Below are 15,889 nucleotides of genomic sequence, written 5' to 3' on the forward strand. Positions count from 1 at the left end.
AACCGGGGCCGGCCTGCATAAGGTCGGCCCCAATGGTATCAGAAACAGAAACATCGGCCCTCGGCAATGCGCTGGTGGTCCTCGGTGCCGCAGGCATCGTCATTCCGGCGTTCGCACGGTTTCGTATCACCCCCGTTATCGGGTTCATCCTCGTCGGCCTGCTCGTCGGACCATCGGGGCTCGGCGCGCTCACCGGCGATTATCCGTGGCTGAAACATGTCACCATCGCCTCGACCGAAGATATCGCGCTTTTCGCCGAATTCGGCATCATCCTGCTGCTCTTCTCGATCGGGCTCGAACTGTCGTTCCGCCGCTTGTGGCAACTGCGCAAACTGGTGTTCGGGATCGGCGCGGCCGAATTGCTGCTCGGGGGGACGATCCTTGGTGGCGCGCTGATGCTGCTCACCGATTATTCGACCCCCGCCGCCTTCGGGCTCGGCATCGCCCTCGCCCTCTCTTCGACCGCGCTGGTCCTGCCGATCGCCGGAACCAAGTCGGCGGTCGGCCGCGCCTCTTTCTCGATGTTGCTGTTCGAGGATCTGGCGATCGTCCCGATCATCTTCATCCTCGGCGCCTTCGCGCCCAACGCGGCGGCCGATGGCACCGAATTGCTGCTGACCACCCTGTGGCAGGGCGCGGTCGTCGTCGCCGCGCTCGCCATTGCCGGCTGGTTCCTGCTGCCGCGCATCTTTGCGCAAGCCGCGCGCGCCAAGGACCCCGAACTCTTTCTTGCCGCCAGCCTTCTCGTCGTCATCGTCGCGGCGCTGGCCACCGCTGCGGTCGGCCTGTCGCCGATCGTCGGCGCCTTGCTCGCCGGCCTGATGATCGCCGAAACCGAATATCATGGCGAGGTCGAATCGATCACCGCGCCCTTTAAAGGGCTCGCACTCGGGGTATTCCTGATCAGCGTCGGCATGGGGCTCAACCTCAAGACGATTGCCGAACAATGGCCGCAACTGATCGCGGCGGTGGTCGGGGTCATCCTGATCAAGGCGGTCGTCACCGCCGCGCTGCTGCGCTTCTCCAATGTGGCGGGGCGCGGCACCGCCGCCGAGGTCGGCCTGCTGATGTCCAGCCCGTCGGAAACGACGCTGATCGTGCTCGCGACCGCCTTGCAGGCACAGATTATCGGCCGCAGCACCGCCGAGTTCTGGCAGTTGGTCACGGCGATCGGCCTCACCATCACCCCGCTCCTCGCGCGCGTCGGTCACGATATATCCCGGCGGATCGAGATGCGGAGCAGCGACGGCGCATCCATCCCCGAAACCCCCGAGAAGCGCACCGTGATCGTCGGCTTCGGCCGCGTCGGCCGTGTGGTCGCCGATCTGTTACGCGAACATGGCCGGCCCTATATTGCGGTCGATGCCGACATTGACACCGTCGCCGCGGCCCGGCGCGACGGCTTTCTCGTCCGCTTTGCCGATGTCGCGCGGCCGGGAAGCCTCGACAAGCTGGGCGTCGAAAACGCCGACGCGGTCGTGCTGACCATGGACGATCCGGTCCAGCAGCTTCGGATGACGCGCCAGCTGCGGCAAAAATATCCCGACCTGCCGATCATCAGCCGCGCGCGCGGCGCCGACCATGCCGCCGCCCTCTATCAGGCGGGCGCAAGCGACGCGGTGCCCGAAACGCTCGAAAGCTCGCTGCAACTCGCCGAGGCGGTGCTGGTCGACCTCGGCGTCGCGATGGGCCCGGTGATTGCGTCGATCCACGACGTCCGCGCCAGGATGCGCCACGACATTATGACCAAGGGCCAGCTCGACCACGAACCGCGCATCCGCAAGGTTCGCCGGTCGGTAGCCGACGGCGAAAGCGCCTAGCGCGCGCCCGCTGCCGGCGTTGCCGCCGCGACGTCGAGCGCCGCGGCATCGGCCAGTGTCATCCCCTTGGGCAGGATCGCCAGCGACCATTGGCGGCGCGGGGTCAGATATTGTTTCGCGAGCCGCTGGACGTCGGCGGCGGTGATCGAGGCGATATCCTGTTCGATCGACAGCGCATTGGCGGCGACCCGCGGGTCGCGCGTCGCGCCTTCGAGCAGGAACATCCAGTATACATTGCCCGTCGATGCCCGCGTCACCTGCTCGCGGATCGGCCCGGCATTGCGTGCCAGCTCGTCGGCGGTCACCGGATTGGCGACCAGATCGGCGGCAATATCCCGCGCAATCCCATAGAAACGGTTCACATCCTTGGGCGCGAGCAGGCTGCCGACCAGCAAATAGCCGCCGCTGTCGAAACCCGTCGGCCAATGGCTGTCGACGACCGGCCCATAGCTCGCCCCCTGCTCGGCACGGAGACGGTCAAAGAGACGATCATTAAAAACAGCAGCCAACACCTCCATTCCGCGGGCGTCGCGCGGCGATGCGATACCACCGCCGGTCGGCCAGGCCGTCATCGCAGCGGCCTGCCCCTGTTCGCCGCGGTGATAGGCAATTTGCGGTGCGCGTGCGGGCTTGGCAAACGCAACCTGCTTACCGCCAGCGGGCGCGATTTCCTGCCGCGGCGCCAGTGCGCCCAGCGTCTCGGCCAGAATCTTGCGATAATCGACCGCCGCGAGGTCGCCGAATATCTGCACCTCGACCGGGCCGCTCGCAAGGCGCGGTTCCCAAAAAGCGCGGAAGGCCGCAGGAGTCAGGGCCTCGATCTCCGCGCGGTCGGGCGCGATCCAGCGGCGGTCGTTGCCCGTCAGCCAGCCGCGCAGATTGCGGTCGAGCACGGCGTTAGGGGTCGCGTCGTTAAGGTCGTATCCGGTGAGATAGCCGACGCGGATGCGGTCGACCGGCGCGCTGTCCCAGCGCGGAAAGGCAAGCTTTCCGGCGATCAACCGCAGCTGATCGGCGAGATCGGCGGGGTTGCTTTCGGCCGACAGTTCGAACGCGTCGTCGTCGATCGCGAAATTGAGCTGAATCTGGCGCCCGTTGGTCACCTGATCAATCTCATTCTGTCCCCACGGCCCAATACCGCTCGCGGTCAGCGCATAATCGCCGGTCCAGAGCAGATTGGGCGCATCGGCGGCGACACTGCGGTTGCCGGTTCCAAAGCGGACGTTGACGCGCACCTTGCCCGGTTCGACCTTGTTGTTCGACACCAGCGCCGTCACGCCATTGGCAAATTCGATCCGCTCGGCGCGAAGGCCGGGAACCAAGGCGGTCGAAGCAATCGTGCCGGGCGTGCCAATCACCGGGAATTTCCCGAAATCGATGCTACCGGCGACCAGTCGGTCGTCACGCAGCGTCGCCGGCGCCTGCAACGCAGCCAGCAGCGCGGCGTCGCCGCCCTCAATCGCTGTCGGGGTCGTCAACACGACGCGGCTCACCGGCGCGCCGAACACCGCGCGACTGGTGTCGAGCATCACTTGCGGCGTCGCCGAGGCGCGGATCGCAGCGAACATGTCGACCTGCCCCTGCGGGCTTGTCACGACCTCCTGAATATCAACCGCGCGCACCATGTCGTCGGCCAGCCGGGCGCCGGGTTCGTTCCGCGCATTCTCCAATTCCTTGCGCAAAAAGGCCTCTATCTCATTTGCTTCGCGGTCGATGTCGGCCTGCGACGGAGGCCTCTTGATCGCATCGGCAATCACCCCGCGCACATCGGCCAGCGCAGCTTTCCAATCGCTCAGCGGCACGATCTGCGCCATCGTCACATCGACGCTGCGGCTGACATATTCCTGAGCCACCGTCGCGACCAGATAGCTGCCCCCGGCGCGGGCGCGATTTTCCAGTCGCCGGTTGACCAGCGCCTGCGCGATGAATTCCAGATAGAGCCGCCGGGTATTTTCAACGGTATCGATCCGCTTTTGCCAGGGGCGGATCATCGCCAGCGTCAGCGCGGGCGGCTGGTTCGCTTCGACGATCGATCGCGCCGCGGGCGCCTTGGGGTCGGGCTTGCCAAAATCGGGCGTCGGCGGGTTGGCGCCGTTGCCGCGCCAGTCGCCATAATATTTCTCGACCAAGCGCGCGAGCACCGCAGGATCGGCGTCGCCGACAATCACCACCACTGCGCGTTCGGGGCGATACCAGCGCTGGTGGAAGGCCGCGACCGACGTCGCGCTTGCCTTGCCCAGCGAAGCCACGGTTCCGATCGGCGAACGATCGCCGAGCAATTGCCCGGCGAAGAAATGCGCGTTGGTCGCATCGGCAATGCGCTTTTGCGGACCGTCCGATTCGCGCAATTCGGCCTGCACGACGCCCCGCTCGGCAGCGACGGCCAGTTCCGAAATGCGCGGCTCGCGCACCATTCCGGACAATAATTTCATGCTTTCATCGAGCGTCGTGGGGGTCACGCTCGGCAAATCAAGCTGGTACACTGTCTGCGTCGGCGTCGTCTGTGCGTTCGAATCGCTGCCGAAAGTCACCCCGAAACGCTGCCAGATGCGCTTCGCCTCTCCATCGGGAATATGTTCCGATCCGCGAAAGGTCAGATGTTCCAGCAAATGGGCATAGCCACGCTCTTCTTCGGTTTCGAACATCGACCCGACATCCATCCGTACCCGGATCGACACCTGTCCCGGCGGAACACCATTGTTTCGCACCGCATAGCGCACCCCATTGGGCAATTCGCCGAATTGCCACGCCGTGTCGCGCGGAATGTCGCTGCCGGCATAGAGCCAGCTGTCATTCTTGGCCCGACTCTCCGCGGTCGCGGAATCCTGTGCGAACGCAATCGAGGGCGAAAGCAGCAGTGCGGCAGCAACTGCGCAGGTTGGCAAGACGAAGTGGAGGAAGCGGCGCGGCGGCGCGGTAAAGTTCAACATCCGGCCACCTTATCGTCATCGCACCTTGCTGGCCACTGAACTGTCGCGGCGCTTGTCCTGCGCCCTGCAACGTCCTAGCCCGGCCTGATGGAAACGCCCCCTGCCCCGCTCGCCGCGCTGGTTCAGATGACCAGCGGCATTGACCCCGATGCCAATCTGGCTGTGATCGACCGCGCGCTCGCTGCCGCGGCGGCACAAGGCGCCGCAATGGCGTTTCTGCCCGAAATGTCGCTGCTTCTCGACCGTGACCGTCAACGCTCGGCGGTGCATATCGTGCGCGAGGATGAGAGCCACTGGCCGGCCGCACTTCAGGACATAGCCCGGCGTCACGGCCTGTGGCTTCACTCGGGGTCGATGCCCCTGCTCACCGATGACGGCCGGCGGCGCCTTAACCGCAGCCATGTGATTGCCGCCGACGGGAGCATCCGCGCGCGCTATGACAAGATCCACATGTTCGACGTCACGCTGCCCAGCGGGGAGAATTGGACAGAATCGGCCGCCTATGCCGGGGGAAGCGAGCTTGCTGTCGTCGACACACCTGTCGGGCGCATCGGCCTCAGCATTTGTTACGATGTCCGGTTCCCCGAGCTATATCGCGCTCTGGTCGATCGCGGTGCCGAGGTCATCGCCGTCCCCGCCGCCTTTACGGTATCGACCGGCGAAGCCCATTGGCATCTGCTGCTGCGCGCGCGGGCCATCGAGACGGGTTGCCACGTATTGGCGGCGGCGCAAGGCGGAACCCATGAGGATGGACGCGCGACCTTTGGCCATAGTCTGGCCGTTGATCCCTGGGGTGGCGTGCTGGCCGACACAGAAGCCGTCGGCAAAACGGATTATAGCCTCGCCCTTGTCCCCATCGTCCGCGATGCTGCGGACCGTGCCCGACAGGCCATTCCGCTGGCGCGGTCCCGCACAATCCGCAACGCCACGCTTTAGAGCTTGACCGCTCTGGATGGAGCGCCCGTAATCGGAAGGCGTTGATCAAGCATCAAAAAAGGGCCCGGAACGAAGCTCCGGACCCTTTCAAGACGATTTGATGAGACAAGTCAGCCCGGGCTGGTGGGTTCATCGTCGTTGTTGTCGGTTGCGATGATGATGCCGCCGACAATGGCGACCAGCGCGACCAGAGCGATGATCCAGCTCGAGCCACCCAGTTCGCTTTCACCGTCAACCGTCGAAGCGGCACGAGCTGCGGGAGCAGCCGATGCGGCAACGGGAGCTGCGATCATCGAGGTTGCTGCGAGAGAGATCGCGGCTTTCTTAAGCAGGTTCATCATATTCTCCGTCCACTGGTATGTTTCTTCGAATCAGGCCAAGGAAACGATCTCCGGTCTGATTCTGCACTGCCCGTCTAGGCAAGGCCGCCTACAATTGCAACGACGATTTGCCCTAACCACCATTTCTTATGAAATTGCTAAAACAGGAAAAACTGTTCGCGCGGTCGACTTTTTACCCCCGGCGGATGCTGTCGAGCGGTTCACTCGTTACGGGGTAGCCGAGATGGCCGGGTATACACAGATAGGATCCGCCGTCGCGTTTCTCGATCCAAGGCGTGATCAGATCGACGGAAAACTGCCCAGCATGATTAGAAAATCCCACAAAATCATTAGCCTGAGCCAGTCGCTCAAGGTTCCGGCGCGTCGGGAAAATCACCGACACGTCACCGCGATCGGCCATTGCCAGCGTGCCCTGAGCGCTGGCCCAGAATATATGGCTGTGCTCCGCCTCTTCGACTGTAAGTTCCTGGCTGTGGGGCGGCGCAGCGACTGCATAAAACCGCGTATCGAAGGTCCGCGCTTCCTTGAAATTGGGGCACCAGCGGGCAAAGGGCACCAGCGCGTCAAGCGCGAGTCGGTCACCGCACTCCTCCAATATGCCCGATAAGGGCTTTTCGGCGAGCAACGCCGCGCGCACCCCGGCGATATCCTGCTCGGCAAGGCCAGGCCAACCAATCGCCAGCCCCGTCTCCTCCAGCGTTTCCCGGATCGCGGCGACCCGCGCCGCGCCCTCCACGTCATCCTCGGCATAGCCGTGCCGCTGCGCGACGACATAGTCGTCGGGATCAATGCGGCCGCCGGGAAAAACGACCGCTCCCGCGGCAAACGCCATTTTGGCTGATCGTTTGACCATCAATATTTCATCGGGCCCGCCGTCGTCGGCGGACCGCATGATCACCAATGTCGCTGCGGGAATGGCATCCCGGGGCAGTGCGGGCGGCGGCGTAACGTGGTTCATGGACAAAGCGATAACTGTGCTTTGCCCCCTTGTCATCTGGCCATTGCCCGGGGCCCGACTCGGGTGCAAGATGGGCTCCATACCATGCAGGGGAGCAGGCCATGGGGATCGTGGAGATTTTGGGCGTCGCCGGCAGCCTCAGCCTGCTGGCCGGATGGCGGCTTTATCTGACCATATTGGCGACCGGCATCGCAATGCATTTTGGTTGGCTGCCGCTGCCCGAGCAACTGCAAGCATTGCAGATCCTTGCCAACCCGTGGGTCCTCGGCGTGGCTGCGATCGGCACAGCGGCGGAATTTCTCGCCGACAAGATCGCGTGGGTCGATTCGGCCTGGGATGCGGTCCACAGCGTCATCCGCCCGCTCGGCGGCGCGCTGCTGGCACTCGCACTCGTCGATTCCTCCGACCCGGCCTGGCAAGTGATCGCTTTCCTGCTCGGCGGAGGCGGAGCGTTGCTTAGCCATGGTGCCAAGGCGACGACGCGCGCCGTGGTCAACGTCAGCCCCGAGCCCTTTAGCAATGTGGCCGTTTCCACCAGCGAGGACGTCGCAACGACGGGGCTTCTCGCACTCGCGATCGCCTATCCGTCGATCGCCATCGTCATTGCGATATTGATGGGTGCCGCGGCAATCGTCGCGATTGTCGCGCTGCGCCGCCTGCTCCGCAACATCAAAGCGACGCTGAAAACCGCTTTGGGCGACGGCCCCTCGATGCAGGATGGGTTGCCACCCGCCTAGTCCCGCGAAAACAGGGTAAACGCTCCGCCTCATTAGCAATTGCGCACAACACTCAGCATAAGTTATTCATTAAAAACCGCGCAACTTTTTCCGGCAACTTGACGGAGAAAAGGGACCAGGCCGCGCCTTCAAAACAGAAGGAAAGCCAATGCCTGTTATGATCGGAAGCCGTCTTCCCCGGCCGGCTTATAGCCCGCCGCGCATCACCGCCGCGATTCTGCTCGCCTTTGGCTATACCGCGCCCGCAATGGCGGACTGCAATCTCGTGCCAACCGCAGCCGACGACAATCATCTGTGCGACAGCGGCACCGCCCCCGCCGGCCTGAACGACCCCGGCGGTAACAATCGGCTTATCCTGCCCACTGGCGGAACCGGCACGATTACCGGCAATGTGACCTTCGGTGCCGGGGTCGATCGCATTCAGATCGGGTCGGGACAGATCACCGGTGCGATCGATCAGGGCAATGGCGACGACGTCTTCGATATCGCTGCCGGCAAGGTTACCGGCACGGTGCAACAGGGCCTTGGCGTCGACGATTTTAGCATGACCGGCGGTGAGATCGGCACGCTCAATCAGGGCGGCGACCTCGACACCTTCTTCATGTCGGGCGGGCGGATCGTCGATGCCTTTGACGATGGCGATATTGCGCGGATGACCGGGGGCCGCATCGGCCGCGTCAATATGAAACTCGCGGACAATTTGTTCGACATGTCGGGCGGGACCATCGACCGCAATCTCGTCACCGGTTTCGGCAACGACACGATCATTGTCTCCGACGGTACGATCGGCGGTAATATCAGCGTATCGGGCGGCACCGACAGCGTCACCATCACCGGCGGCTCGGTCGGCGGCGAGATCCGAATGAGCGTCGGTACCGACCGCTTCGTCTGGGACCGCGGCGGCGTCGTCCACGGCACCATCGACATGGGCGACGACGATGACACCGCCCGGCTTGCCGGCCTGACCAACGCGCATCTTGGCGCGACGCCGCAGATCAGCGGTGGAGCCGGCACCGATGCGCTGGTTTTCGACAATGTCTCGACTGGCAACGTCGCGCGCTTCGACGGGTGGGAGCGGATCGACGCCACCGACGACACCGAACTGCTTTTCGACACGACGCTGGTCCTCGGCGATACGGGAACGGGCACGGGAACCCTGACACTCGACGGAACCAGCACCCTATTCGGCGGCGGTGCGCAAAGCGGAATCGCGGCCTTCACCGCCGGTCAGCGCGCGACCCTGATCAACGCCGGGCGCATCGACCTGACCAACGGGGGCCATACCACCGGCGATCGCTTTACGATCCGGGGCAATTATGCCGGAAACGGCGGGATGCTGTTCCTCGATACCGTATTGGGCGCCGACAGTTCGGCGTCCGACCGGCTGGTCATCGACGGCGGCGCTGCATCGGGCACAACAGGGGTCACGATTCTCAACGCCGGCGGCACCGGCGCCACGACGGCGCAGAACGGGATCATCATCGTCGAGGCATTGAACGGCGCGACGACTGCCAGCGGTGCCTTTGCCCTCAACCACCGCGTCGCGGTCGGCGCGTTCGAATATTATCTGTTCAAAGGCGGCGTAACCGCCGGCACCGGCGACAATTGGTATCTGCGCTCGACAATCGTTACCCCGCCGCCGGCCGTAACCCCGCCCGAGCCAGCCCCGGCGCCTCCGCCACTGACACCCGCGCCACCGCCGCCCGAGCTCGAGACGCCCGAACCCCCGGCTCCGCCTCCGCCGCTAGTCCCGCCGCCCGCGCCGCTGCCCCCCGAACAAACCCCTGAAAACCCGGATCCGGTAGACCCCGCGCCGCCGGTGGAAGTCATCGACCCGGCACCGCCGACGCCGCCCGCACCGCCCCCCGCACCCGACCCCGATCCCCCGGCACCGGCGCCCGAACCGCCAACCGAGCCGGCGCCGGTTCCAATCGGACCGACGGCGGTAGAGCCGCCGACCGAGGGCGCGACGCCCCAGATCGGCGAAGTCGGCGAGCCCATCCCGCTCTATCGCCCCGAAGTTCCGGCCTATGCCGTCGCGGTGCCGGTCGCGCACCATCTGGCGGCCGCAACGCTGAGCAGCTTCCACGCCCGGCGCGGCGACCAGTCGCTGCTCCGCCGCAGTGGTGACCTCCTGCCCGCAAGCTGGGGCCGCGTGCTGGGCGAGGATGCCGAGATCAAATGGGACGGCGACGTCGCACCATCGTTCGACGGCGACCTGAAGGGTTTTCAGATCGGTCAGGATCTGGTCGGAACGGGCGATGAGGACGGCACCCGCGTCCGTGCCGGCATCTTCATCGGCCGCGCCGAAATGAACGGCACGACGCGTGGCCGCTCGCTCGGCTGGAACGATCTGACTGTCGGGCGCATCGATGCCAGGAGTAGCAATCTGGCCGGCTATGCGACGCTGGTCGGAGCGAACGGCTGGTATGTCGACGCGGTGGTCCAATATAGCTGGTTCGATGGCGAAGCCGTCGCGGACAGCGGGATGGCCATCGACATCGACGGAAAGGGCATCGCGGCCTCGCTCGAGGCAGGTTATCCGATTGCGCTATCGCGGCGCTGGACACTGGAACCGCAGGCACAGATGGTGTGGCAGCGCGTGTCGCTAAACGACCGCGCCGATATGTTTTCGACCATTTCCTTCGCCGCGGGCGACGCGCTGACCGGTCGCTTGGGCTTCCGACTACATGGAGATTATCCGAGCGAGAGCAGCCGGTTCCAGCCCTATATTCACGCGAGTTTGCGTCATGGATTTTCGGACACGCAGACGACCCGCTTTGGCGACAATCCAATCCGCACCGACGTCGGTCGCACCGAGTTCGAAGCCGGAGCCGGGCTGGTCGCCTGGCTGGGCGAAAACATCGGCCTGCATGTGAAGGGCGACTATGGCCTGAACGCCGACGGTCCGCGCAGCCGCCGGCTCGCGGGAACGGCCGGCGTGACGATCAACTGGTAAAGGCGCACTCCCCGCCTCGGGCGGGGAGCAGTGTTCAAGCGGGGAGAAGCGCTTTCAGAGGCGTTTCTGCGTCGGCGAGCTGTTCGGGGGTTGCCTGAAGGCCGGCAGTGACGACCATACGTCCCTGGACATAATCCTTGGTCGCGTTGACGCAGTCGATCGCAATGACCTTGCCCTCTTTCAGATAGACGATCGAGAAGCTGCGCGTCGTGGGGTCGCCCCGCAACACCGCCTGATCATGCCCGGTCGACAGGCCCGCAGTCTGCAGCTTCAAATCATATTGGTTCGACCAGAACCAGGGAATGGCGTGATAGGACGCCTCGGCGCCGCAAATGCCCTTGGCGACGACATTCGCCTGATCATTGGCATTTTGCACCGATTCCAGCCGGATGACCGCGCCTTCGGCATAATCATTTTCGTGCGCGGCACAGTCACCGATCGCATAAATGTCCGGAAGGCTGGTCTTGCAGAGCCGATCGACGCGAACACCGTTACCGCCTTCGGCCCCCGCCGCGATCAGCGGTTCGACGGCGGGCACGATACCGATGCCGACGATGACCAGATCGGCGGGAATGATTTCGTCGTCGGTCAGGCGAACGCCGGTGACGCGGTCGGCCCCCTCGATCGCCTCGACGCACACGCCGAGCCGCAGGTCCACGCCATGCTCGCGATGTTCCTTTTCATAAAAGCGCGACAATTCTTCGCCCGCGACGCGCGCGAGCACTCGGTCGAGCGCTTCCAGAAGCACGACCTTCTTGCCCGCCTTGCGCAGCACGGCTGCCGCCTCAAGCCCGATATAGCCACCGCCGATCACCACGATCTGACCCGCGGTTTCGGACGCCGCCTTCATCGCATCGGCGTCGGCGCGGGTGCGCACGCCCTGCACGCCCGGCAGGTCGCCGCCAGGGATCGGCAGCATGCGCGGAGCGCCGCCGGTCGCCCAGACCAGCTTGCCATAGCCGATCGCGTCGCCCGCAGCGGTGGTCACTGTATGGCCGACCGAATCGACCGCAACGATGCGCGTGTTCAGCATCATCGTCACCTCGCGCTCGTCCCAATATTTGGCGGGGCGCAGCTGGATGCGTTCAAATTCCTTTTCGCCGGCGAAATATTCCTTCGACAGCGGCGGCCGCTCATAGGGGAGTTCGGGTTCGTCGCCGATGATCGCGATGCTGCCTTCGAACTTTTGCGTCCGCAGCATCACTGCCACTTGCGCGCCACCATGTCCGGCACCCACGATCACCACGTCGAAATGCATCGTCCTCATCCTCCTGCCCCGCGCTCCGTTTCCGACATTGCCGTAAGGTCAGACGCGCGCTGCGTCCCTTGCACGCACGGGCGATGGAGGCAAGCCACCCCTTAGAAAGGCCCCATCATCTGCTTTGGGAATCAGCGTCCCGACGCGGCCCCAGGAGATTTGCGTCGTCACGCACCCCGCCTGCTAGTGGGCAGGTTCGACCCGGACCGTCCGACTGGCGCGCGTGCCATCGGCCGAGCGGCTTCGCAGTTCGACCGCGCCATCGACCTCGACCGGCCCGGCGTAGCGCGTCCAACCGCCTTCGCCGACACGATATTCGATCGCGGTGCCCGGAAAGACGCTGTTCGCCTCCAGCTTGCCGCCAGCGATCCGCGCGCCCGGCGGCGCGACGCGATAGGCGATGCCGATGCTTTCGAGTTGCGGGAATTGTGCCGCGACACGCCCGGCGAAATCCTGCCACCCCGCGTCGAGCCGGGCGCGATCGACCCGCGCATCATTCCATTCATAGGCGGCGCCTGCCTGATAAGCCGGGGCCCAGTCCGCCGGGCTCCACGCACGCTCGGCAAGTGCGAGCAAGCGCGGGAAGAGCATATAATCGACGCGCGTGTCGGTGCGGATCGTCTCGCTCCACAATTGCGCCTGAATACCTGCGATGCGCCGCCCCGGTTGCAGCACCGGCGCATCCTCGATCGACTTTTCCCGGGCATGGATATTGCGGATCGTCGCGGCATTTGCGGGCAGGTTTCCGGGCATGAAGCCAAAGACCTGATAATCATCGACCGCGCGCGAGGCCCAGTTATAGCCGCCCTCGTCAGGATGCGGTGCATAGGGCATGTCGAAATAGCCAAGGTCGGGGATCGACAGCACGGCGTCCCAGCCTCGGTTCATCTGGTCATGCGCTTCGCGGATCGCGCCGGCGTGGAGCACGCCCCAGATATTGGTCTGGACCTGCTTCGGCATGTTCGCTGCCTCGGTATGCCCCATACCGTCGCTCCAGCCGGCAACACGCAGGCCCTTTGCCGCGAGATTGGCGCTGACCCGTTCGATGAAGCGCGGGGTCAACCTGCCCGCATCGCCTCCATTTTCGGCGATCATTGTTGCGCAGGCGGGCGATTTCACCCACGCGCCCGCCGTTTCGTCGGCACCGAGGTGAAAGGTCTTGAGCGGCGCGCCCGCTTGGCGGTGCATGTCGATGAAGGCATCGACCACCGTATCGACGAAACCATAGGTGGCGGGCAGGCAGACGCTGAGCGTATTGTCATCATAATGCTGAACGCTGCGATATTCGGTCGAATCGGCCGGGTCGATCAGCCGATATCGTTCGGCCTCTGTCTTTTTACCTTCGGCAATCAGTCGCGCATAACGCGCCTCCATCGCCTTGATCGCGGCGCGCGAATGACCGGGCATGTCGATCGAGGGAATGACTTCGATGTGCCGCGCCGTCGCAGCCTTCACGATCGCGACATAGTCGGCCACGCCAAGATAGCCGTCGGCGGCTCCCGCTCCATCGGGCCCGGCACCAAGCTGCGGCAACAGGCATGTCCGTTCTGACGGGTCGTGACAGCGCTTGCCGCCAACCTCGGCCAGTTCGGGCAGTGCCGGAATTTCGATCCGCCACCCCTCATCATCGGCGAGGTGAAGATGGAGCTTGTTCAGCTTGTAGCTCGCCATCGCCTCGACCAGCTTTAAAATCTCGTCGCGACTGTGAAAATTGCGCCCGAGATCGACGTGGAGCCCGCGAAAACCATAGGCTGGCGCATCCTCGACGTGCAGCGGCCGGACCTGCCCCTTGTCGAACGCGGCCTGCTGCGCGAGCGAACGCAGCGCATGGCTTGCCCCCGCCGCGTCGCGCGCGGTGATCAAAATGCCCGTCGCCCCGACATCGAGCGTATAGCCCTCGGATGCCAGCGACGGTGCGCCGATGCGGATCGTCAGCGGAGTCTTTCCACCCTCGGCCACCCCGGCGCGCGCCAGCGCGGCAAGCGCGGGCGCGAGCTCTTCGCGCGCGGAGCCATGGAGCGCCAGCGTCACCCCGCCGCGCAGATCAACCGCCCCGCCCTTGCCCGGCACAATCTTGCCTGGCTTGGGCAGGATGACCACGCCCGTGGCTTTGGGCGCCTGTCGCTCTGCCTGCCGGACGAAAGCGCGCTCGGCGGTCAGCCAGCGCGTCTTGTCGGGATCGCCCTTCGTCGCAAGCCGCGCCTCGTCGGTCATTGGCGCGACGAAGGGCAATATGTCGAGCCCGGTATCGGCATCGATAACCGGCCGCGTCGCCGCGATCGTCCGCGGCTTCACACCATCGGCGACCAGATAGGCGTTCGGCATTGCAAAGGCTTTGGAGAAATTGGAGCCGACGCCCCACAGCTTGATCTGGTGCTTCGCCCCCGGATGCAGGACGACGCCGGGCTTCAGGGTTAGCTGCTGGACATCGCCGTTTATGTGATGGTGGTCGAATATCTCGCTTTCGACGAGCGGCAGCGGATTGACGAAGCTGAAGGTGAGCGACAGCCCTTTGGTCGGCAGCGTCTTTGGGAGCGTTTCAGGCAAGGTCAGCGTGATCGTCGACAGAAAGCAGGCCTCGATCCCGGTCGGACAGGCTGGATGATTGTCGACGACCGTCAGCCTGTAACCGATATTCTCGGCAAGCCCGTCGAGCGCCGCCTGCGACGCCTCGCTAGCCTGCGCCGCCGGTGCGGAGAGCATCGCAACCGCCATCGCCGTCCAGCCCGTCATCCGCATATCGCTCACCCTTTCACAATTTGTATTTAATTTGTCATGTCAATTTACGCGGGTCAATGGCCTTCAGGACCGGAAGTCGCAGGAAATACAGCATGACACCGTGGAAATCTGCATTTTTCCACCTTTCAACTTTTCTCTAATTGGTTTTACATTAGTATTATTTTCGAAATCGGTCGCGACCTATTACCCCCGCCGGCCATGAACAGCCATCTTGCGGCATGCCATCCCCTGGTATTGGATCCGTCCTCGTACAGCCATTGGCTTTCGGGGGCCAAAACCGGATTGGTCCTATCACGACCGGGTGCAGCCTTGCCGCAAATCGCGCGCATGAATGATTGACGCGACGATACCAATGCAACACATGGGTGGGGGACGCTGGTCCTATGACCTGCGCACAATCAGATGGAGCATCGACTTGTCGCTGATCGAACATGTGGGTCCGCTGCAAAAGGAAGATCCGACCCCGCTCTATCTGCAATTGCACAAGATATTGCGCGACGCGATCGAGGGCCAACTGGTCAAGCCCGAGGAGGCGATCCCGACCGAACGCGACCTCGCCGAGGAATTTGACGTTTCGCGCATCACCGTGCGCAAGGCGATCGACGGGCTGGTCGCCGACGGCATCGTTGCGCGCCGCCGCGGCGCAGGCACCTTCGTTACCCGGCCGCGCGTCGAGAAAAGCTTTTCCAAGCTGACCTCCTTTTCGCAGGACATGGTATCGCGCGGGCGCAAGCCGCACAGCAAATGGGTGAGCAAGACCGCAGGAACCGTGACCCCCGAAGAGGCGCTGTCGCTGGGCTTGTCGCCGGGATCGCTCGTCTATCGCTTTCACCGCATCCGCTATGCCGACGACACGTCGATGGCGCTCGAATATGCGACGATTCCCGCCTATTGCCTGCCCTCGGTCGAAACCGTCGGCGCATCACTTTATGAGGCGCTGGATGCCGCCGGCCACCTGCCCGTTCGCGCCCTCCAGCGGCTGCGCGCCGTCGCCTTCACCGCCGAACAGGCCGAAGTTCTGGGAATCGAACCCGGCACGCCCGGACTGTTCATCGAACGCCGCGGTTTCCTGTCCGACGGGCGCACCGCCGAATTCACCCAAAGCTATTATCGCGGCGATGCCTATGACGTGGTGGCGGAACTGAACGGCTGAGAGCCCTGCCTTCATCGCCTTCCGAACAATAATTCATATCCGACGTCCAGCGGCCCGC

Annotated in this window: 10 protein-coding genes; 5 read left to right on the top strand and 5 right to left on the bottom strand. The window is 64.3% G+C overall.

Annotation, left to right across the window (positions count from 1 at the left end; all coding sequences use genetic code 11):
* The first annotated feature begins 32 nt into the window (after nt 1-32).
* Nucleotides 33-1,820 (top strand): cation:proton antiporter domain-containing protein, encoded by a 1,788-nt coding sequence (locus tag ACSYDV_RS00655; protein WP_438321813.1) that lies wholly within the window; start codon nt 33-35, stop codon nt 1,818-1,820.
* Here ACSYDV_RS00655 and ACSYDV_RS00660 read toward each other — a convergent pair.
* Complete coding sequence (locus tag ACSYDV_RS00660; RefSeq protein ID WP_438321814.1) at nt 1,817-4,750, bottom strand: M16 family metallopeptidase; 2,934 nt, start codon at nt 4,748-4,750, stop codon at nt 1,817-1,819. The genes ACSYDV_RS00655 and ACSYDV_RS00660 overlap by 4 nt on opposite strands.
* A gap of 87 nt (nt 4,751-4,837) precedes the next feature.
* Here ACSYDV_RS00660 and ACSYDV_RS00665 point away from each other — a divergent pair, with 87 nt between their 5' ends.
* The gene (locus tag ACSYDV_RS00665) at nt 4,838-5,686 is read left to right on the top strand and encodes a carbon-nitrogen hydrolase family protein (RefSeq protein WP_438321815.1); all 849 of its coding nucleotides are present in this window, start codon (nt 4,838-4,840) and stop codon (nt 5,684-5,686) included.
* A 110-nt stretch (nt 5,687-5,796) separates the two neighbouring features.
* Here ACSYDV_RS00665 and ACSYDV_RS00670 read toward each other — a convergent pair whose 3' ends face one another.
* Entirely contained in the window at nt 5,797-6,024 is a 228-nt protein-coding gene (locus ACSYDV_RS00670) for a hypothetical protein (protein ID WP_438321816.1), read from the bottom strand.
* 175 nt (nt 6,025-6,199) lie between these two features.
* On the bottom strand, nt 6,200-6,985 hold the full coding sequence (locus ACSYDV_RS00675) for an NUDIX hydrolase (protein WP_438321817.1): 786 nt from the start codon (nt 6,983-6,985) through the stop codon (nt 6,200-6,202).
* Between the two features lie 101 nt (nt 6,986-7,086).
* Between ACSYDV_RS00675 and ACSYDV_RS00680 the strand changes: the two genes are divergently transcribed.
* Nucleotides 7,087-7,722 carry a DUF4126 domain-containing protein gene (locus ACSYDV_RS00680; RefSeq protein ID WP_438321818.1) on the top strand — a complete coding sequence of 212 codons (636 nt, stop codon included), beginning with the start codon at nt 7,087-7,089 and terminating at the stop codon, nt 7,720-7,722.
* 148 nt (nt 7,723-7,870) lie between these two features.
* On the top strand, nt 7,871-10,681 hold the full coding sequence (locus tag ACSYDV_RS00685) for an autotransporter family protein (protein ID WP_438321819.1): 2,811 nt from the start codon (nt 7,871-7,873) through the stop codon (nt 10,679-10,681).
* Between the two features lie 34 nt (nt 10,682-10,715).
* Here ACSYDV_RS00685 and ACSYDV_RS00690 read toward each other — a convergent pair whose 3' ends face one another.
* Both ACSYDV_RS00690 and ACSYDV_RS00695 read right to left on the bottom strand, forming a co-directional pair.
* Nucleotides 10,716-11,939, bottom strand: coding sequence for an NAD(P)/FAD-dependent oxidoreductase (locus ACSYDV_RS00690; RefSeq protein WP_438321820.1), 1,224 nt, complete (start codon nt 11,937-11,939; stop codon nt 10,716-10,718).
* Nucleotides 11,940-12,122: 183 nt separating this feature from the next.
* Nucleotides 12,123-14,672: a beta-N-acetylhexosaminidase gene (locus ACSYDV_RS00695; RefSeq protein WP_438321821.1), complete on the bottom strand. Its 2,550-nt coding sequence runs from the start codon at nt 14,670-14,672 to the stop codon at nt 12,123-12,125.
* A gap of 421 nt (nt 14,673-15,093) precedes the next feature.
* Here ACSYDV_RS00695 and ACSYDV_RS00700 point away from each other — a divergent pair, with 421 nt between their 5' ends.
* Nucleotides 15,094-15,831 (top strand): GntR family transcriptional regulator, encoded by a 738-nt coding sequence (locus ACSYDV_RS00700; RefSeq protein WP_438321822.1) that lies wholly within the window; start codon nt 15,094-15,096, stop codon nt 15,829-15,831.
* Nucleotides 15,832-15,889: the final 58 nt, after the last annotated feature.

This window comes from Sphingopyxis selenitireducens (assembly GCF_051550705.1).
Classification (GTDB): domain Bacteria; phylum Pseudomonadota; class Alphaproteobacteria; order Sphingomonadales; family Sphingomonadaceae; genus Sphingopyxis.